The sequence below is a fragment of the Litorisediminicola beolgyonensis genome (assembly GCF_042679605.1).
Classification (GTDB): domain Bacteria; phylum Pseudomonadota; class Alphaproteobacteria; order Rhodobacterales; family Rhodobacteraceae; genus Litorisediminicola; species Litorisediminicola beolgyonensis.
On record NZ_JBHTMU010000001.1, the window covers coordinates 119,695 to 136,175 of the forward strand.

A 16,481-nucleotide genomic window follows, 5' to 3' on the forward strand; every position below is an offset into this window, starting at 1 on the left:
GGTCCCATGTCCACAGTCAGGCTGTTTGTAGAGCACCCGCTCACCCCATCACAACCGCTGCCGCTAACCCGCGAGCAGGCGCACTATCTCTTTTCTGTGATGCGACTCGGCGAGGGGGCCGAGCTGACGCTCTTCAACGGCGTCGACGGAGAGTGGCGCGCCCGGGTCTCGGAGGCGGGCAAGAAGGGCGGTGTCCTCGAGCCGGTGGAGCGCTTGCGCGAACAGGCGGGGCCGCCGGATCTCTGGCTTCTCTTCGCACCGGTCAAGAAAGCCCGGACCGATTTCATCGTCGAGAAGGCGGTCGAGATGGGCGCCGCGCGCCTGGTGCCGGTGCAGACCGAGTTCACCAATTCCGAGCGAATCCGGCAGGACCGCCTGCAGGCCCATGCCCGCGAGGCCGCCGAGCAATGCGGCGCTCTGGTGGTGCCCGAGGTCGCTGAATTGGCGCGGCTCGACCGCCTCCTCTCCCATTGGGATGCCACGCGGCGGATCATGTTCTGCGACGAGGCAGAGGTGGAGGGCGATGCGCAGACCGCGTCCGGTCGGTTCGAGGATGCAACCGGGGACGGTCCCTGGGCCATCCTGATCGGTCCCGAAGGCGGGTTTTCCGAAGGTGAGCGCAAGCGCCTCAGGCAGATGGCCTCTGCCCATGTCGCCGCGCTTGGTCCGCGGATCCTGCGCGCCGATACCGCTGCCGTGGCGGCGCTGACACTCTGGCAGACGCGGTTCGGAGATTGGCGATGAGCTTCGTCCGGCCGGAAGCGCGCGCGACCCTGCGCCGCTGGGCGGAGGCCGGGATCGGCCTTGGCGTCATGGCTCTGGGGCTTTGGCTGGCCTTGGGCACCGGCGGAATTCTCGGCTGGATCGGCTGGGCGGTCGCGCTCGCGGGGGCGGCCATGTCGATCGCGGGCGTGCAACGGGCACGGTTTCGGCGCGGCTCGGACGGTCCCGGCATCGTGGACGTCACCGAGGCGCGGATCAGCTATTTCGGGCCATTGACCGGCGGCGTCGCGGCGCTCGACGATCTCGGCGCGCTGGCGCTCGACCGAAACGGGCGACCCGCGCATTGGATCCTGCAGCGGAGCGGCGAGCCCGATCTCTTCATCCCGGTCTCGGCCGAAGGCGCGGACCGCCTGTTCGACGCCTTCGCACGTCTGCCCGGATTGCGCACCGAACGCCTGCTCAGGGCGCTCGAAGACGATCGCCCGGGGCGCGTGGAGCTGTGGCGCAGGCCGGGACACGCGCCCGTTACCGCCATTGGACTGCATTGACAGCCCCGTCCGGCTCGCTCAGTTACTGATCGAGTGTCCAAGAAGATCGGGAGCCTGCGCCCATGTCCATTCCTCAGTCCGGCGGCGGGCCGATCGAGCACGAAAGCCAGTTGGCCGAATATCTCGCGGCGGGCTGCAAGCCGCGCGACGAGTGGCGCATCGGCACCGAGCACGAGAAATTCGGCTATCTCAAGGATACGCTCGAGCCTCTGCCGTATGACGGCAAGCGCTCGATCCGGGCTGTGCTCGAGGGCCTGCGCGACCGGCATGGCTGGTCGCCTGTCGAGGAAGGCGGTCACCTGATCGGGCTCGAGAAGGACGGCGCCAATATCTCGCTTGAGCCGGGCGGCCAGCTCGAGCTTTCCGGCGCGCCGCTCGAGACGATCCACCAGACCTGCGACGAGGTGAACCAGCATCTGGCCGAGGTGCGCGACATCGCCGATGCCTTAGATGTCGGGTTCATCGGTCTCGGTGCCGCGCCGATCTGGCAGCATGACGACATGCCGCTGATGCCCAAGGGCCGCTACAAGCTCATGGATGCCTACATGCAGAAGGTGGGCACGATGGGGCGGGTTATGATGCGGCGCACCTGCACGGTGCAGGTCAATCTCGACTTCGAGAGCGAGGCGGACATGGTGCAGAAGATGCGCGTCGCCGTGGCTCTGCAGCCGGTCGCGACCGCGCTTTTCGCCAATTCGCCGTTCTTCGAGGGCGAGATCAACGGACACAAAAGCTGGCGCAGCCGCGTCTGGCGCGATCTCGATGCCGCGCGCACCGGCATGATTCCCTTTGTCTTCGACGAGGATTTCGGCTTCGAGGCCTGGGTGCAATACGCGCTCGATGTGCCGATGTATTTCGTCTACCGCGACGGCCGTTATATCGACGCGCTGGGACAGTCCTTCCGCGATTTCCTGAAGGGCCAGCTACCTGCGCTGCCGGGCGAGACGCCGACCATGTCCGACTGGGCCGATCACCTCACTACGATTTTCCCCGAGGCGCGTCTCAAGAAGTTCATCGAGATGCGCGGCGCCGATGGCGGCCCGTGGCGCAGGCTCTGCGCGCTTCCGGCGTTTTGGGTCGGGCTGATGTATGATCAGGGCGCACTCGATGCGGCCTGGGATCTCGTCAAGGACTGGAGCGCCGAGACCCGCGAGGCGCTGCGCGTGCGCGCGTCGGTAGACGGGCTCGCGGCGCAGGCCGGTGGCCTCAAGATGCACGCGCTGGCAAAGGAAGTGCTCGCGCTCTCCGAAGCGGGCCTCCGCGCCCGGGCGCGCACCGGCGCGGGGGGGCTCCTGCCGGACGAGACGCATTTCCTGAACGCTCTCAAGGACAGCGTCGCCTCGGGCCAGGTGCCTGCGGACGAGCTGTTGGAGCGCTACAACGGGGCCTGGAACGGCGAGTTGTCGAAGATCTTCTCGGAGTTCAGCTACTGACGGCCGCGCCGCCGCCCAGGATGCGCGACTGGTAGTATTCGCTGATTTCCGCACGCCGGCGCTCGACCACCTCCGGCGACGGCTCCGCATCGATATGGAGCAGATGCGCATAGGCTGCGAGCGGATCATGCGCGACCTTCTTGCCATTGACGACACGGGTCTTCGCGTTGCGCTTTCGCGGCGTGCGGACAGGGCCCCAGCCGTTGTCTTCGGGCTCGGACGGCAGCATGAGCAGCACGTAGAACCAGATGATTCCGACGAAGGGCACGAAGCTCACGAGCATCCAGAAGCCCGAGCGACCGGTGTCGTGAAGGCGACGGATCATGGCGGTGATATTCGGCGCGAGCTGCAGCGGGACGAGGTAGAGCGACCAGAGGCCGGTGATCTGGATGTCCTGCCAGGTGCCACGCTCGAGGATCGCCGCAATCGTGATGGCGTCGGCGACGACCGCGCCGAGGGTCACCGCGAAAAGCTCCAGGAAGGACCACCAGTATTCCGATCGGCTCATTCGGCCTGTCACGTTTACCGCGTTGAAAAGATAGGATTCTAGCGAGGCAATCGGACCGAACATCTGGAAGCGTCTCCCTTGGGGTGTTCGAAACACTTTCTTAAGCCCTCGCGGCCAAATTTGGGCTGATGCGCGGCTTCTAAACGCCATTCACGCTGCTTTTGTCTCGGATTTGACGCAAAGCCGCCTAGTATCCGAGCGCGCAGCCATCCTTCCGCGGGTCGGACGCGCCTTCGAGAACTCCGGAGGGATGGATGCGGATCGCCTGCGCGCCCCCGATGGCTTGCGGGGCCGTCACGACCTTGTGGCCCTTGTCGGCCAATGCCGCGCCGACCGCCTCCGAATAGCCGCGCTCGAGCCGCAGCTCGCCCGCCTCGGGGAAGAGCCGTGGTGCATCGAGCGCCGCCTGCGGATCGAGGCCGTAGTCCAGAAGATTCGTCACCACGCGGGCATGTCCGTGCGGCTGATAGGCCCCGCCCATCACGCCGAACGGCATCTCGACCTGATCGCCGTCGCCCAGCATCGCCGGAATGATCGTGTGCATGGGGCGCTTGCCGGGGGCCATTTCGTTCGGATGGCCGTCGACCAGAGAGAACCCGGCGCCGCGATTCTGGAACAGGATGCCGAATTTCTTCGACGCGATGCCCGAGCCGAAGCCGTGGAAGATCGAGTAGATCAGCGATACCGCCAGCCGGTCGCGGTCGACCACGGTGATGTAGATCGTGTCGCGATGCACCGCCTCGGCAATTCCGGCGGGGTCGGCCATGGCACGATTCGGGTCGATCAGGGCCGCCAGCCTGTCGGCGGTCTCCGGCGCCAGCATGTGCTCGATCCGCGAGGTATGGTCCGGATCGGCGATGATGCGGTTGCGGGTGTCATAGGCGAGTTTCGACGCCTCGACCTCGAGATGCGCGCGCTCGGCGCCCCAGGGATCAAGCGCGCCCAAGTCGAACCGCGCGAGAATGTTGAGCATCAGGATCGCCGTGGCGCCCTGGCCATTGGGGGGATGCTCGTACAGCGTTTTGCCGCCGTAGGTGCCGGAAATGGCCGGGCCGTCGGTGCAACGGGTCGCGGCTAAATCCTCGGCGCTGTGACCGCCGCCAAGCTCGGCGAGCGCGGCGATCATGTCCTCGGCGACCTCGCCGGAATAGAACGCGTCGCGACCGTCGCGCGCGATCCGGCGCAGCACCTCGGCCTGTCCGGGAAGGCGGAAGATGTCGCCGAGCTTCGGGGCGGCCCCGTTTGACAGGTAATGGTGTCTGCCGTCGCCTTGAAGGATCTCGGTCAGGTCGGACCAGTCCGCGGCCACGCGCGGCGCAACCGGCACGCCCTCGTCCATGTAGCGGATCGCGGGTGCCAGGCTGTCCGCGAGGCCGAGCTTTCCCCAGCGATCCGACAGCGTGCAGAACGCGTCGATGGCGCCGGGAATGGTGACCGCGTCGGCGCTGTAGAGCGGAACGGTGTCGTGACCGGACGCCCGCAGCCGCTCGGCGGAGGCAGAGGCGGGCGCCCTTCCGGACCCGTTCAGCGCGACAATGTCTTCGCCCGGCCGCGAGATGAGGGCGAAGCAATCCCCGCCGATCCCGGTCATCTGCGGCTCGCAAAGCCCGAGGAGAACCGCCCCCGCGATGGCGGCATCGACGGCGTTGCCGCCCGCTTTGAGAATGTCGATGGCCACGCTTGCCGCCAGCGGATGCGACGTCGCGCACATGCCGTTCGTGGCGAAGACAGCCGATCGGCCGGGTTTCTGGAAATCGCGCATGAGGTTCCCCGAGAGACTTGGTCGCAGCGACGATAGGCGCTGGTGTGCCGAGGTCAAATTCCGGGGGAGGGGAACCTCGGCACCGCGTACTGGGTGGGGGCTGTTTAGACGCGGTGCCGAGGGAAGCTTTATGCAGCTACAAGAACGTGTATGACGGGTCTTTCCGGCGGCATTTGGCCGCGATCTGGGCTTTATTACGACGATGGGCTTTTTCAGGCCGCTCCGCTTTAAGCTCGCATTAAGAGTGACGATTGGTCCCCGGTAGCTCGGTCTGGCGTGGCTCAATGCGTCACTGGGGAAGCGCTTTCGCTGCTGAGATGCGGACTCATGCGTCGCGTGTCGGAACTCGAGTCCTGAGAGACCGGATTCGGGGATGCCCGCGCCGACCTCTCTTCCTGAGCGGTCGCTTGCAGCGCATGAACAATGCGAGACCGCTTGCTGCGCCGCTGACCAGATCAGTCCGACATATGGTCCGTAAGCCGGGCAGGATCGAACAGGATGTCGAGCTGGTTTTCGCCGCGGCGACGCGTGTACGCCACCTCGTCCGCGAGTTCTCGGATCAGGAACCAGCCGAAGCCGCCCTCGGGCAGGTCCTGCGTCTCTTGCGTGAGGTCGGGCCGGGTGGTGACGGGAATCGCGCCCTCGGGCATCGGCGCGCCGTCGTCGCGTATCCGGCAGTGCAGCCGCGCGTCGGTGAAATAGAGCGACAGGTCAATGCGACCGGCGCTGCGTCCGGCGAGCGCATGCTCGACCACGTTGTTCAGCGCTTCCGCCAGCACCAGGGCGACAAGGCCCAATGTCTGCGCGGGCCAATCGGTCTGGCCGAGCCGCTCTTCGGCAGCGAGGACCGCGTTCCTGACCTCGGTGACATCCGGTGGGAGCCTCAGGCAGAGGAACGGGCGCGTTCTGCCGCGCGATGTGGTGCGCGAAGGGCAGGAGGACATCTGGATCGCTTCAAGCGGCATTGGCAGTCAAAGCCGTTTCGAGGTCGGGATGTATCGCGAAGAGCGTGTTCATCCGGGTCAGCTGGAAGACCTTCGCGACCGTCGGTGTCAGCGCCACGAGATCGAGACGTTGTCCCGGATCGAGCTGTTTCATACAGGCGACGACCGCGCCGAGCCCGCTGGAATCGATGAAATCGACCCCCCCGAGATCCAGGAGGACCCGCTCCGGTCCCTGTTGGGTCGCGGCGCGCATCCCGTCCTTGAACGCCAGTGCCGACGCCGAATCGATCCGGGCGTTCCGGACCGTGATCAGCAGCGTTTGCCCGTGTGTGGTGGTGTCGAGGTCCATTCCGGTTCCCCCTTGCGCAGTTCAAGGCGGGATCAGGATAGATCCAATTCCTTACCAGAAGGTGACCAGGCTCAGTTGGTCGGTGGCGCGCGGTCGATCTGCCCCATCGAGACGAGAAGCTGCGTCACTTGCCCGTCCAGCCAGACCCGGGCCGCGTCGATCGCCGCGACATAGGCGGCCAGCGGGTCGGCGAGCGCCGGAACCGCGGCGGTGAGGCTGGGCGCCGCCGCGTAGAGCCCGCTCAGAGCCGCGGCCAGAACAAGGACCGTCAGGAACCCGCGGCCGAACCCGCCGCTCTTGCGGCGCTGCACCACCGGCGCGCGGCCCTCTTCGGTCTCGACCGGGCGCTCGTTCGCCGATCGGAGGGTCTGGTTGATCTGGTCGACATCCGGCAGGAGATCGCGCCGCGAGGCATTGTCCTCGGCGGCGGGCGCGGGAGGCTCGGACCTCGGCTCGGGGACGTCTTCACCCTTGATGCGCGCCATCCGCTCCCGGGCCTGGCGGCTTCGCCGCTCGGCCTCGTCGAAATCGGGCGGCATGAGGCCAAGCTCGGGCTGGCTTTCGAGAGCCTCGGCCTCGGAGCGGCGCGCGCGGCTCTCGCGTTCGGCCTCTTCGCGCAGAACCTCGGCCAATTCGGGGTCGAGACTGCGGCGGCGCTGGGCGGGCAGGTCGGTCTGAACCTCGGCGGGCTCATCCTCGAACTCGTCATCGGCGAAGAGGTCGATCTCGTCGTCCTCCCCGGCCTCATCCTTGGGCTCGGGCGCCGCGACGGTGTCCTCGGTCACGAGCGGCGCGTCGTCGTCTGGATGGGGCTGGAACCACGTATGGCCGCAGTTCGAGCATTGCACGTCGCGGCCGCCCTCGGGAATCACCTCGACGGGCACCTCGTACTGCGCGGTGCAATTCGGGCAGATCAGCCGCATCTCTTCCCCACAGATCGCGCCCGCCTTCGGGGCCCCAGTTCTGGGCCCGCTGACCGGGCCTTCACGTCGGTCCGGCGCCGCCTGTTGCATCCCGGCGCCGGTTCCGGATCGAGCATAGGGCGCAGATTCATTGTGGAAAAGTCCAATTCCGCGAGAGCCTGCATTGAAACGAACGCGCGGCTCGGGCACAACAGCGCCGATCGTGAACAGGGGCGTGCTGGGTCCCTCCGGGCAGGTGTGGGCCGTGATCGAGTTCGAAAAGGTAGCCTATAGTTATGGCGGCGGAGACCTGTTCTCCGAGATCGACCTGACGCTTCCGCGCGGCTCGTTCCACTTCCTGACGGGTCCCTCCGGGGCCGGAAAGACCACGCTTCTGAAGCTCTGCTACGGCGCGTTGCGCCCGACGGGCGGGCTGGTGAGACTCTTCGGGCAGAACCTCGACGAGATCGACCGCGACGGGATCGCGTCGATGCGCCGGCAGATCGGCGTCGTCCACCAGGATTGCCAGTTCCTCGACCATCTCGATGTCGCCGAGAACGTCGCGCTGCCGCTGTCGGTGTCGGGGCAGGACACGTCCGATGCGCTCGAGAACCTCTCCGAGCTTCTGACCTGGGTCGGGCTGACGGAACGCGCAAGCGCCCTGCCGCCCGAATTGTCGGGAGGGGAGCGTCAGCGCGCGGCGCTGGCGCGGGCGGTGATCCTGTCGCCCGACGTGATCCTGGCGGACGAGCCCACCGGCAATGTCGACTGGGAGATGTCGCAACGGCTGTTGCGGCTCCTGGTAGAATTGAACCGCATGGGAAAGACGGTGATGATCGCGACGCATGACCTGGCGCTGATCCGGGCCGCCAAGAGCCAGGTTCAGGCGCGGGTCCTGCGGATCTCGAACCGCAGCGTGCAATTGGCCGGGGCCGATCTGTGAGGGCCGTGCTCCAGCGCCTCTCGGTCCTGACAAGCGATCCCGGCGCGGATCGCGTGGTCCCGCCGACCGGCTTTACCGTCTGGCTGACACTTTTCGCCAACGCCGCCATGGCGTTTCTCGCGGTGTTCTCGCTCGCGCTCTCGCTGGCGGCGGGGCGGCTCGCGGATCGCTGGAGCGCAGAGCTGGCGCGCAGCGCGACGCTCCGGATCTCGGCCCCCGCCGAGGAGATGGACCGCCAGGTCGCCGCGGCGCTCGACATCCTGTCGGTGACGCCGGGCGTCGCGAGCGCCCGCGCGCTTGATCTCGACGAGCAGAAGACGCTGCTCGAGCCGTGGTTCGGCCCGGATTTGCCGCTGGATCGCCTGCCGGTCCCGAGACTGATCGAGGTGGTCGAGGATGGCGACGGCTACGACGGCGCGGGCCTGCGCCTGCGGCTTCAGGCCGAGGTGCCGGGTGCGGTGCTCGACGACCACTCCCGCTGGCGGCGGCCTCTCGTGGCGGCGGCGGATGGTCTGAGGGCCATCGGCTGGACAGCGCTTGCGCTGATCGCCGCGGTGACCGCCGCGATGGTGACCCTGGCGGCGCGCGCGGCGCTTGCGGCCAATGCGCAGGTCATCGCGGTGCTGCGGCTTGTCGGCGCCACCGACGCCTATATCGCGGGCGCGTTCACCCGGCGGTTCACCCGCCGGGCGCTCGGAGGCGCGGCGCTCGGCACCCTCACCGGGGTTGTGGCGGTCTGGCTCATGCCCGATACCGGGGATGCGGGCGGCGTGCTGACCGGGATCGGGTTCCGGGGCTGGGACGTTCTCTGGCCGCTGGCGGTGCCGCTTCTCGCGGCGGCGGTGGCTTATCTGGCCACGCGTCTCGCCGCGAAACGGGTTCTGGAGGAACTTGCCTGATGCGCTACGCGATCCAGTGGCTGCGGTCGCTGCTCTATCTCATCATCATCTACGCGATGATCCCGATCACCGGCGTGGTCTTCTTCCCCTGGGCGCTCGCCTCGCCGAAAGGCGCGCATGCAGCCTGCCGCTTCTACGCGCGTTTCAGCTGCTGGCTTCTGGGATGGATTGTGGGCATCAAGACCGAGAGCCGCGGCACCCCGCCGACCGACGAGGTGCTGATCGCCGCCAAGCACCAGAGCTTCCTCGACATCGTCATGATCTTCCGCGAGATCCCCGCGGGCAAGTTCATCATGAAGCGCGAGCTCATGTGGATCCCGATCTTCGGTCAGTACACGATGCGGATCGGCTGCGTGCCCGTGGATCGCGGCAAGCGCGGCAAGGCGATCCAGAAGATGATCCAGGATGTCGAGCGCGGGCGCATCGAGCCCGGGCAGCTGGTCATCTACCCGCAAGGCACCCGCGTCGCTCCGGGCAAGGAGATGCCCTACAAGGTCGGCACCGCCGTGCTCTATGCGCAGCTCGGACAGGACTGCGTTCCGGTGGCGACCAATGCCGGTGTCTTCTGGCCGCGCCGCGGTCTCTACCTGACCCCGGGTACCGCGGTGGTCGAGTTTCTCCCCCGCATCCCGGCCGGGCTTGGGCGCGAGACGTTCCTCGCGCGGCTCGAAAGCGAGATAGAGACGGCATCGGACAGGCTTGTTGAGGAAGCGGGCTTCCAGAAGGAGCCCTGAGGGGCCCGCGCCTGGGCGCAGATGCGTCAGGCGGGGAACTGTGGCGGGAACCACGCCAACCGTGGGGTTATCTCATTCCCGAGGACCTGTTTATACAGGTGGGCGTCAGGTAACCGGACCAGGGCCCGGACAGAGCCAACTCCCTCGGAATTGCTTAAGGCCACCGGAATGCAACCATGTCACGAGAAGGGCAGAACCCGCCTCAGCCGGAGCTAAGACGTGCCACGCGGTTCGGCAAGGGGCGGGGCGCGGATTATTCCGGGGCGGCGACGAAGCCGTAGCGTTCCAACTCATCCGGCAGCAGCATGTAGAGCTCCGACGGCGGTGTCGCGAGCGCGTGGCGCATGACCTCGGGGTCGATCCCCATCTCGATCAGGTAGCCCATTACCTCGGACTGACCGCGCTGGATCTCCTCGACCGCCATGAAGGCGGGGAGGATCGTCGATTGGCCGAAATAATGCTGATGGACCCCCAGTTGCCCCTCCGCGCTCCGATCGAGGCCTCCCGCGAAGAGGTAGGGGCAGGAGGAGAAGCAGATCGCTCCTGCGCCGACCTCTGTCGCGATCCCTTCCGAGCGCAGGTAGCGGCCGAGCGCCAGCGCGTCGGCCACCGACCCGCCGGGGCTGTCGAGGCGCAGCCGTTCGGGGAGGCGCTCCATGCGCGCGAGTTCCTCGGAGAGCCGCTCGCCGTCGCCCACGGTGATCTCGCCCGCCAGCCGCCATATCTCGTCGGTCTCGCGGGTGAGCGTCAGCCGCGAGGGCAGGGGCGGTCCGTCCCGCGCGGGTCCGGTCGAGGGGCGCGGCGCGTCGGGATCGAAGCGCCGACGCTGGTCGCCGGGCAGGATCGGTTGGGTCAGCGCCGGGGCGGAGGGGCCGAGCCGCGGCACCGACAGCCCCGCGCTGCCCAGATCGCCCACGACCAGGGCCGCTCCGATCGCGACCTGCAGCACGAGCGCCGCGGTCAGGGCCGTCGAGACGCCGGGCGCTCTCATGCGCCCGAGCCGCTTTGCGGGGTGAAGGGTTTGACCTTGCCGGCCGGGTGCGGACCGATTTTAGGCTCTCCCTGGGGTTCGGCCTGCGGCATGGTCTCTTCGACCTCGCGGAGCGCGGTCACCGCGGCCCGCAACTCCGCCAGCGTCAGGCTGTCCTCGACCCGCCGCCCTTCGCGCCCCTGCCGGATCGCGGCCTGCGTGACCATCAGGATCAGGACGAGCACGGCGGGCAGGAGGTCGATGGCAATCGCGCCCGCCCAGCTCGGCACGAAGTTCCGCGCATAGAGGATCACCGCATCGGCCGAGGAAATCGGCGTGTAGGTCACCTCGGTCCCCGGCGCTTCCGCCAGCACCTCTTCGGCGGCGCGTTCCAGCGTCGCGGCGCGGGCGGCGAGCACGTCCAGAACCGAGGTGATCGTCGCCGCCTGGTCCGAACGTGTCGCCTCGGTCGCACCATCGAGTTCCGGGAGCACGACCGAGGCGGCCAGATCGGCGGCCGCACGGTCCACGAGCGGCGCGACGGAAAGCTGGCGGAGCTGCGTGATCCGGCCCTGCAGCTCGACCGCGGCCTCGGAGAAGGCGACCGACCGAGCCTCGACCGGACCGCGTTCGACGGTCAGGGCCCGCATGCGGGACAGGATGGCATTGCCCTCGGCAAAGGCCTCGGCCACCGGCACGTCCTGGCTGGCGATCAGGCGTTCAAGCGCCGCGAGCTCCTCGGATTTCTGTCTCAGCACGCGGAAGACGGCGCCCCGCCCGGCGAGACCCGACAAGGACCCGGCGGCTTCCTGTTCCGAGAGGTCCTCGAAGCTCTGCCGCGTGCGCGCCACGTCGCGCCCGAGCGCCTGCGCCGAGAGCGTCACCTCATGCGCGCGTTCGAGGCTCTGCTGGTAGTCCTGCACGGTGCGCGCGAGATGCTGCTCGACCGCGGCGGAGCCCGCGAGCGCGGCGGCGTTCAGCCAGGACGACATCGCGACGATGGCCAGCGACCCGAGCCCCATCGCACCGAGAAGACCCATCCGCGCCTGCCGCGTGCGGACCGCGGGCATGAGGCGCATCAGGTAGGACCAGAAGACGAAGATGCCGACGGACACCGCGACCGAATAGGCAATCGCGGCGAAGACCGAGAGCGCGCCGGACTCGTCCAAAAGCGAGGACACGCCGAGATACGTGTAGATGCCCGAGGCCACCGACAGGACGCCGAGCGCCGTGCCGGTGATGCTTTCGAGCCAGCCGACATGCGTCTCGAGCTCGCGGGCGCTGCGCAGCCCGGCCTCGTTCGGGGCAGGTGTTTCGGTCATGCCGGCTCTCCAATGATGAGTCGCGAAGACATTAGAAGCGGCGGCAGGCGGAATGAAGCGGCGCTGCCGGAAACGTGATCCTTGCGTTTGTTCACGTAATGTTCATATGTTTGGGGTATGAGTCTCGAAGATCAACTCCTGATGCCGGGCCAGCTTCTGGCGCGGGGCGTATGCCGTCATCTCGCGCTTGGACACGGATTCTCGGTGATCGAGGAGTTCGTGCCGGAACGCGGGCGGCGCGTTGACGTCATGGCGCTCGGCCCCAAGGGCGAGATCTGGGTGGTCGAGTGCAAATCTAGCCGCGCGGACTTCATGTCGGACGGCAAGTGGCAGGGCTATCTCGACTGGTGCGACCGGTATTTCTGGGCGGTCGACCAGGAGTTTCCGACCGATCTTCTGCCCGAAGGCACGGGGCTCATCGTCGGCGACGCCTATGATGCCGAGATCCTGCGCATGGCACCCGAACACAAGCTCTCGGGCGCGCGGCGCAATGCTCTGGTGCGGCGCTTCGCGGCGCATGCGGCGCGCAGATTGCTGGCCCTGAGGGACCCGGACGCAGGGATGGCACTGATCTAAGCGGCGTCTTCCGCCGGTCGCCAAGCCGTGCCAAGCTCACGCTCGAAACGAATGGCCCTTTGAGACGGTCTCCGGGATGAGCGACGCCTCGACGCACACACGTGACGAACGCCGCCGGTCTCAGCGCTTCTTGCGCGCGCCCATCTTCTGGGCCGCCTGGGCCGCGGCGCGGATCTCCTCGGCGATCTCCTCGGCTTCCTCGGGTGAGAAATCCATCGGCACCTCGAGCCCGTCTGCGGCCACGAAAAGACGCACCATGCCCTGGTCGGTCGGGCCGATTTGCAAGTTCGCCTCGATATCGCGTTCGTCGTTGATACCCATAGTCTTCCCTCGATCGCTGCCGCCGGAGGTAGCTGCGCCATGCCGGGAAATCAAGCGATGAGCCCGCGCGAACGCCCCTTTGCCCCCGAGGATCTGGACTGGCTCGTCGCCGAGCACCAGGTCCACTATGCCCGATCCGACGGGTTCGACGACAGTTTCGGCGCGCTGGTGCGCGAGGTGGCGCAGGGCTTTCTGGACCGTGGCCGCGAGCCGCGCGAGACCGGCATCGTTCTCGAGGACGAGGGAACGCGGCTCGGCACGATCTTCGTCGCCGAGCATGCCTCGGGCGCGGCGCAGTTGCGGCTCTTCTACCTGGCCGACGCGGCGCGGGGGCGCGGCTTCGGCTACCGCCTTCTCCGACAGGCCGAGGCGTTTGCGTCGCGCGCGGGCTACACGCGCATGCTCCTTTGGACCCATGAGAGCCACACCGCGGCAGGTCGACTCTACCAGAGCGCCGGATGGCGCCTGGTCTCGTCGGAACCGGTTCACCATTTCGGCGCGGGCATGGTGGTCCAGCACTGGGAACGGAGCCTTTGAGGCGGCGCAAGGGGCTTGCAATGCGAAAGCCGCGGCGTTATCTCGCGCGGGCGTGCCGCCTTAGCTCAGTAGGTTAGAGCGCTAGATTGTGGATCTAGAGGTCCCCCGTTCGAGCCGGGGAGGCGGTACCATTTCTCCCCAGACCCATACGAAAACGCCCGCCGACAGGGTCGACGGGCGCAAACTGGCGTCGCGTGCGCGGCGATCAGTTCATCGCAAGCTCGGTCGCGGTCAGCGTGCCGCCGATTTCGACGACATCGCCGGTCCGGGCGAAGCTGTAGCTCTGGCCGTGCTGACCCGGAAGGCCGAAGCGGGTTGCATCGCCATCGGCCAGCGACAGGATCAGGCGCTTGGGCGCGGCGGGTTCGGCATCGGTGACATAGGTGGCGACGACCGTCTTGGCCGCGTCACCCTCGGTGAAATAGACCACCATGTCGACCTGCCCGGTGCGCAGGGAGGCTGCGGCCATCGGCTCGGTCAGGGTGACGGTGTCGGCTGCGGCCACCGATGCGGCGAGGGTGAGTGCGGAAGCGAGGAGGGCTTTCATGATCACTGTCCTGTTCTTGTGCGTCTTGTCTAATGCTGCAGTGCAACATGCCTCCCCTCCGTGCCCACGACCACCGCCGCTTCGGAATATCCGTTATGCAGTCATTTCAATGCGTTAAATGTATGCAATCGTCGACCGAACGCTTCGCGCTGGCGGCGCATCACGGCTGCGGATAGGGTCGCGCGCATGAGCCTTCCCGCCGTCACATATTCCGAAGACCAGGCCGAAGCGCATGATCGCGTGGCCGAGATGCTGCGCGAGGCCGGGGTCGATCTGGAGGACGGTCTGGTCCTGCCCGCCAAGGAAGGGCGCGGTCGGATCATGGCGGTCATGGGCAAGGCCGGCTCCGGCAAGACCCTGCTTCTGGCCGAGCTCTGCAAATCCCTCGATGCCGCGGGGGTCGAGATCGTCTCGGGCGATTATGAAAGCCGCAAGCGGCGCGACAAGCGCACGCTGGCGATCCTCGCGCCGACGAACAAGGCGGCGAGCGTGCTGCGGATGCGCGGCGTGCCCGCGACGACCATCCACCGCATCCTCTACACGCCGGTCTATGACCCCGAATACGAGAAGATCGCCGAGTGGCTGACCGGGCAGGGCGAGAAGCCCGAGATCGAGGGGCTCTCGGACGAGGCTCTCGACCGCGCCTTCACCGCGTTTCAGGGGCATAAATCGGTGCCCGCCGCGCTGGCGGCGGCCGGTCTCAGGGGCTCGGATTTCATCACCGGCTGGAAGCGGCGCGAAGAGCCGCTCGATATCGGCTTCGTGGACGAAGCCTCGATGCTCGACGACCGGCAATACGAGGATCTGCGCGAAATCTTCCCGAACCTCCTTCTCTTCGGCGATCCCGCGCAGCTCGCCCCGGTCAACCAGTCGGGCACGATGGTGTTCGACCGGCTCGCCGACAGCCAGAAGCTGGAGCTGAGCCGCATCCACCGGCAGGAGGCGGACAACCCGATCCTCGATCTCGCGCATGCGTTGGCCGATCCGGGGCTCGGCTTCGAAGAGTTCGAACGCATGGTCGAGGACACCGCGCGCCGCGACGACCGGGTGATCTGGGGGCAGCGCGTCGAGGTCGACCTGATGGCCCGCTCGCCGGTGCTCGTCTGGCGCAACGCCACGCGGATCCGCCTGATCAACGCCTTCCGGCGGGTGCACGGCGCGCCCGAGACCGAGCTTCTCGAAGGCGAGCCGCTGATCTGCGACGGCATCGAATTGCCGCTCAAGCACCGCAAGAAACGGCTCGACCTCGAGGCCCGCGGGCTGATCAAGGGCGCGCAGGTCGTCTATCTGGGGGCGGGGCGGAAGCCCGGCTTCTCGCGGCTTTACGTCATGGGCGCGATGGAGCCGCAGGTCTCGGCGGCCTCGATCGTGAAGATCGAGAAACCGGACGAGGAAGAGCCCTTCATCCCCTTCGCCGCGCGCATGGGAGCGACCTTCCTGCATGGCGCGGCGGTCACGATCCACAAGGCGCAAGGGTCGCAATGGGACGAGGTGCAGGTCTTCGCGCCGGATCTCTATGCGGCGGCGCGCATGGGACGCAGCGAGGCGGGGCAGCCGCTCTGGAAACGGCTGGCCTATGTGGCGATCACCCGGGCAAGCGGACGGCTGCATTGGGTGGTGCGCAACCGGCTGTCGAAACCCTCCGCGCCCTTGTCGGTCGCGGATCTGACGCGCGGCGGCGCGGCCGTGCCCTTGGCGCTGGAAGCGGAGGAGGAGGCATGAAGACCATTCTCATCACCGGGGCCAGCTCCGGGATCGGGCGCGCCTGCGCCACCCGTTTCCTGGAAGACGGCTGGACGGTTGGCCTGCTGGCGCGGCGCGATGAGGCGCTGGCCGAGGTGGCGGCGGGTCATGAGCGCGCGGTGGTGCTGCCGGGCGACGTGACCGACGAGCAGGCGGTCGACGCGGCGTTCGACCGGTTCGTGGACCAAGCGGGCCGCATCGACGTGCTTTTCAACAATGCCGGGCTCTTCGGCAGCGCCGCCCCGATCGACGAGATCGACGTGGCCGAGTGGCGGCATGTTGTCGAGGTCAACCTGACCGGCATGTTTCTCTGCGCCCGCGCCGCCTTTGGCCGGATGCGGCGGCAGGCGCCGCAGGGCGGGCGGATCATCAACAACGGCTCGATCTCGGCCCATGTGCCGCGCGAGGGATCGGTGTCCTACACCGCGACCAAGCACGCGGTCACCGGGTTGACGCGGACGCTCAGCCTCGATGGGCGCGCCTTGGGCATCGCTTGCGGGCAGATCGATATCGGCAATGCGCGCACCGACCTTCTGCAGGGCATCATCGACGCCAATCGCGAAAAAGGACTGCCGGAGCCGCCGACGATGGATGTGGCGGACGCGGTGAACGCGGTGCGGCTGATGGCGGACATGCCGCCCGAGGCCAATGTCCAGTTCATGACCGTGATGGCGACGACGATGCCCTATATCGGGCGCGGATGAGCCGCACATTCTTAAT

The 16,481-nt window shown here is 67.5% G+C and carries 19 protein-coding genes, 1 tRNA gene and 1 other RNA gene; 11 read left to right on the forward strand and 10 right to left on the reverse strand.

From position 1 onward, the window contains the following. Positions 1–6: 6 nt before the first annotated feature. The 3 genes from ACFQ4E_RS00565 to ACFQ4E_RS00575 all read left to right on the forward strand — a co-directional run bounded on the left by ACFQ4E_RS00565 (position 7) and on the right by ACFQ4E_RS00575 (position 2,704). Entirely contained in the window at positions 7–744 is a 738-nt protein-coding gene (locus ACFQ4E_RS00565) for a 16S rRNA (uracil(1498)-N(3))-methyltransferase (RefSeq protein WP_386800967.1), read from the forward strand. Beyond that, positions 741–1,271 (forward strand): hypothetical protein, encoded by a 531-nt coding sequence (locus tag ACFQ4E_RS00570; RefSeq protein WP_386800968.1) that lies wholly within the window; start codon positions 741–743, stop codon positions 1,269–1,271. Before ACFQ4E_RS00565 ends, ACFQ4E_RS00570 begins: the two co-directional genes overlap by 4 nt. A 62-nt stretch (positions 1,272–1,333) precedes the next feature. After that, positions 1,334–2,704: a glutamate--cysteine ligase gene (locus tag ACFQ4E_RS00575; RefSeq protein WP_386800969.1), complete on the forward strand. Its 1,371-nt coding sequence runs from the start codon at positions 1,334–1,336 to the stop codon at positions 2,702–2,704. Here ACFQ4E_RS00575 and ACFQ4E_RS00580 read toward each other — a convergent pair. From ACFQ4E_RS00580 to ACFQ4E_RS00600, 5 genes are all read right to left on the reverse strand, one after another. Continuing rightward, positions 2,694–3,362 carry a DUF805 domain-containing protein gene (locus tag ACFQ4E_RS00580; protein WP_386800970.1) on the reverse strand — a complete coding sequence of 223 codons (669 nt, stop codon included), beginning with the start codon at positions 3,360–3,362 and terminating at the stop codon, positions 2,694–2,696. The genes ACFQ4E_RS00575 and ACFQ4E_RS00580 overlap by 11 nt on opposite strands. Before the next feature lie 37 nt (positions 3,363–3,399). Then, entirely contained in the window at positions 3,400–4,974 is a 1,575-nt protein-coding gene (locus ACFQ4E_RS00585) for a gamma-glutamyltransferase family protein (RefSeq protein ID WP_386800971.1), read from the reverse strand. Positions 4,975–5,429: 455 nt separating this feature from the next. After that, entirely contained in the window at positions 5,430–5,918 is a 489-nt protein-coding gene (locus ACFQ4E_RS00590; RefSeq protein WP_386800972.1) for an ATP-binding protein, read from the reverse strand. 10 nt (positions 5,919–5,928) lie between these two features. Continuing rightward, on the reverse strand, positions 5,929–6,267 hold the full coding sequence (locus ACFQ4E_RS00595; RefSeq protein WP_386800973.1) for an STAS domain-containing protein: 339 nt from the start codon (positions 6,265–6,267) through the stop codon (positions 5,929–5,931). A gap of 71 nt (positions 6,268–6,338) precedes the next feature. Continuing rightward, complete coding sequence (locus tag ACFQ4E_RS00600; RefSeq protein ID WP_386800974.1) at positions 6,339–7,190, reverse strand: zinc-ribbon domain-containing protein; 852 nt, start codon at positions 7,188–7,190, stop codon at positions 6,339–6,341. Between the two features lie 244 nt (positions 7,191–7,434). Here ACFQ4E_RS00600 and ACFQ4E_RS00605 point away from each other — a divergent pair, with 244 nt between their 5' ends. Genes ACFQ4E_RS00605 through ACFQ4E_RS00615 form a run of 3 tightly spaced genes read left to right on the forward strand, consistent with a single transcriptional unit; the run spans position 7,435 to position 9,745 of the window. Beyond that, positions 7,435–8,112 carry a cell division ATP-binding protein FtsE gene (locus tag ACFQ4E_RS00605; protein WP_386800975.1) on the forward strand — a complete coding sequence of 226 codons (678 nt, stop codon included), beginning with the start codon at positions 7,435–7,437 and terminating at the stop codon, positions 8,110–8,112. After that, the gene (locus tag ACFQ4E_RS00610) at positions 8,109–9,011 is read left to right on the forward strand and encodes a cell division protein FtsX (protein WP_386800976.1); all 903 of its coding nucleotides are present in this window, start codon (positions 8,109–8,111) and stop codon (positions 9,009–9,011) included. The genes ACFQ4E_RS00605 and ACFQ4E_RS00610 overlap by 4 nt, the downstream gene beginning before the upstream one ends. Beyond that, on the forward strand, positions 9,011–9,745 hold the full coding sequence (locus ACFQ4E_RS00615; protein WP_386800977.1) for a lysophospholipid acyltransferase family protein: 735 nt from the start codon (positions 9,011–9,013) through the stop codon (positions 9,743–9,745). The genes ACFQ4E_RS00610 and ACFQ4E_RS00615 overlap by 1 nt, the downstream gene beginning before the upstream one ends. 43 nt (positions 9,746–9,788) lie before the next feature. Here ACFQ4E_RS00615 and ssrS read toward each other — a convergent pair. The 3 genes from ssrS to ACFQ4E_RS00625 all read right to left on the reverse strand — a co-directional run bounded on the left by ssrS (position 9,789) and on the right by ACFQ4E_RS00625 (position 12,037). Next, a non-coding RNA gene (gene ssrS / locus ACFQ4E_RS20620) (6S RNA) lies at positions 9,789–9,945 on the reverse strand. 53 nt (positions 9,946–9,998) lie between these two features. Next, positions 9,999–10,736, reverse strand: coding sequence for a COG3904 family protein (locus tag ACFQ4E_RS00620; protein ID WP_386800978.1), 738 nt, complete (start codon positions 10,734–10,736; stop codon positions 9,999–10,001). After that, positions 10,733–12,037 carry a hypothetical protein gene (locus ACFQ4E_RS00625; RefSeq protein WP_386800979.1) on the reverse strand — a complete coding sequence of 435 codons (1,305 nt, stop codon included), beginning with the start codon at positions 12,035–12,037 and terminating at the stop codon, positions 10,733–10,735. The genes ACFQ4E_RS00620 and ACFQ4E_RS00625 overlap by 4 nt, the downstream gene beginning before the upstream one ends. 117 nt (positions 12,038–12,154) lie before the next feature. Here ACFQ4E_RS00625 and ACFQ4E_RS00630 point away from each other — a divergent pair, with 117 nt between their 5' ends. Next, on the forward strand, positions 12,155–12,613 hold the full coding sequence (locus ACFQ4E_RS00630) for an MmcB family DNA repair protein (protein WP_386800980.1): 459 nt from the start codon (positions 12,155–12,157) through the stop codon (positions 12,611–12,613). A gap of 120 nt (positions 12,614–12,733) precedes the next feature. On the opposite strand, the gene ACFQ4E_RS00635 is transcribed toward ACFQ4E_RS00630, so the two are convergent. Continuing rightward, the gene (locus tag ACFQ4E_RS00635) at positions 12,734–12,934 is read right to left on the reverse strand and encodes a DUF6324 family protein (RefSeq protein WP_386800981.1); all 201 of its coding nucleotides are present in this window, start codon (positions 12,932–12,934) and stop codon (positions 12,734–12,736) included. Positions 12,935–12,991: 57 nt separating this feature from the next. Here ACFQ4E_RS00635 and ACFQ4E_RS00640 point away from each other — a divergent pair, with 57 nt between their 5' ends. Both ACFQ4E_RS00640 and ACFQ4E_RS00645 read left to right on the forward strand, forming a co-directional pair. Next, positions 12,992–13,471, forward strand: coding sequence for a GNAT family N-acetyltransferase (locus ACFQ4E_RS00640; RefSeq protein ID WP_386800982.1), 480 nt, complete (start codon positions 12,992–12,994; stop codon positions 13,469–13,471). Positions 13,472–13,525: 54 nt separating this feature from the next. Next, a tRNA-His gene (locus ACFQ4E_RS00645) sits at positions 13,526–13,602 on the forward strand. A 74-nt stretch (positions 13,603–13,676) separates the two neighbouring features. Here the strand turns inward: ACFQ4E_RS00645 and ACFQ4E_RS00650 are convergent. After that, positions 13,677–14,018, reverse strand: a complete 342-nt coding sequence (locus tag ACFQ4E_RS00650) for a hypothetical protein (RefSeq protein ID WP_386800983.1) — start codon at positions 14,016–14,018, stop codon at positions 13,677–13,679. A 186-nt stretch (positions 14,019–14,204) separates the two neighbouring features. Here ACFQ4E_RS00650 and ACFQ4E_RS00655 point away from each other — a divergent pair, with 186 nt between their 5' ends. After that, positions 14,205–15,740, forward strand: a complete 1,536-nt coding sequence (locus tag ACFQ4E_RS00655) for an ATP-dependent DNA helicase (protein WP_386800984.1) — start codon at positions 14,205–14,207, stop codon at positions 15,738–15,740. After that, positions 15,737–16,465, forward strand: coding sequence for an SDR family oxidoreductase (locus ACFQ4E_RS00660; RefSeq protein WP_386800985.1), 729 nt, complete (start codon positions 15,737–15,739; stop codon positions 16,463–16,465). The genes ACFQ4E_RS00655 and ACFQ4E_RS00660 overlap by 4 nt, the downstream gene beginning before the upstream one ends. The last annotated feature ends 16 nt before the right edge of the window (positions 16,466–16,481 follow it).

What these genes read in the sequence shown, in the direction of transcription:
- ACFQ4E_RS00565 (WP_386800967.1), top strand. Translation starts at nt 7, where the DNA reads ATGTCCACAGTCAGGCTGTTTGTAGAGCACCCGCTCACCCCATCACAA.
- ACFQ4E_RS00570 (WP_386800968.1), top strand. Translation starts at nt 741, where the DNA reads ATGAGCTTCGTCCGGCCGGAAGCGCGCGCGACCCTGCGCCGCTGGGCG.
- ACFQ4E_RS00575 (WP_386800969.1), top strand. Translation starts at nt 1,334, where the DNA reads ATGTCCATTCCTCAGTCCGGCGGCGGGCCGATCGAGCACGAAAGCCAG.
- ACFQ4E_RS00580 (WP_386800970.1), bottom strand. Translation starts at nt 3,362, where the DNA reads ATGGCGTTTAGAAGCCGCGCATCAGCCCAAATTTGGCCGCGAGGGCTT.
- ACFQ4E_RS00585 (WP_386800971.1), bottom strand. Translation starts at nt 4,974, where the DNA reads ATGCGCGATTTCCAGAAACCCGGCCGATCGGCTGTCTTCGCCACGAAC.
- ACFQ4E_RS00590 (WP_386800972.1), bottom strand. Translation starts at nt 5,918, where the DNA reads ATGTCCTCCTGCCCTTCGCGCACCACATCGCGCGGCAGAACGCGCCCG.
- ACFQ4E_RS00595 (WP_386800973.1), bottom strand. Translation starts at nt 6,267, where the DNA reads ATGGACCTCGACACCACCACACACGGGCAAACGCTGCTGATCACGGTC.
- ACFQ4E_RS00600 (WP_386800974.1), bottom strand. Translation starts at nt 7,190, where the DNA reads ATGCGGCTGATCTGCCCGAATTGCACCGCGCAGTACGAGGTGCCCGTC.
- ACFQ4E_RS00615 (WP_386800977.1), top strand. Translation starts at nt 9,011, where the DNA reads ATGCGCTACGCGATCCAGTGGCTGCGGTCGCTGCTCTATCTCATCATC.
- ACFQ4E_RS00620 (WP_386800978.1), bottom strand. Translation starts at nt 10,736, where the DNA reads ATGAGAGCGCCCGGCGTCTCGACGGCCCTGACCGCGGCGCTCGTGCTG.
- ACFQ4E_RS00625 (WP_386800979.1), bottom strand. Translation starts at nt 12,037, where the DNA reads ATGACCGAAACACCTGCCCCGAACGAGGCCGGGCTGCGCAGCGCCCGC.
- ACFQ4E_RS00630 (WP_386800980.1), top strand. Translation starts at nt 12,155, where the DNA reads ATGAGTCTCGAAGATCAACTCCTGATGCCGGGCCAGCTTCTGGCGCGG.
- ACFQ4E_RS00635 (WP_386800981.1), bottom strand. Translation starts at nt 12,934, where the DNA reads ATGGGTATCAACGACGAACGCGATATCGAGGCGAACTTGCAAATCGGC.
- ACFQ4E_RS00640 (WP_386800982.1), top strand. Translation starts at nt 12,992, where the DNA reads ATGAGCCCGCGCGAACGCCCCTTTGCCCCCGAGGATCTGGACTGGCTC.
- ACFQ4E_RS00650 (WP_386800983.1), bottom strand. Translation starts at nt 14,018, where the DNA reads ATGAAAGCCCTCCTCGCTTCCGCACTCACCCTCGCCGCATCGGTGGCC.
- ACFQ4E_RS00655 (WP_386800984.1), top strand. Translation starts at nt 14,205, where the DNA reads ATGAGCCTTCCCGCCGTCACATATTCCGAAGACCAGGCCGAAGCGCAT.
- ACFQ4E_RS00660 (WP_386800985.1), top strand. Translation starts at nt 15,737, where the DNA reads ATGAAGACCATTCTCATCACCGGGGCCAGCTCCGGGATCGGGCGCGCC.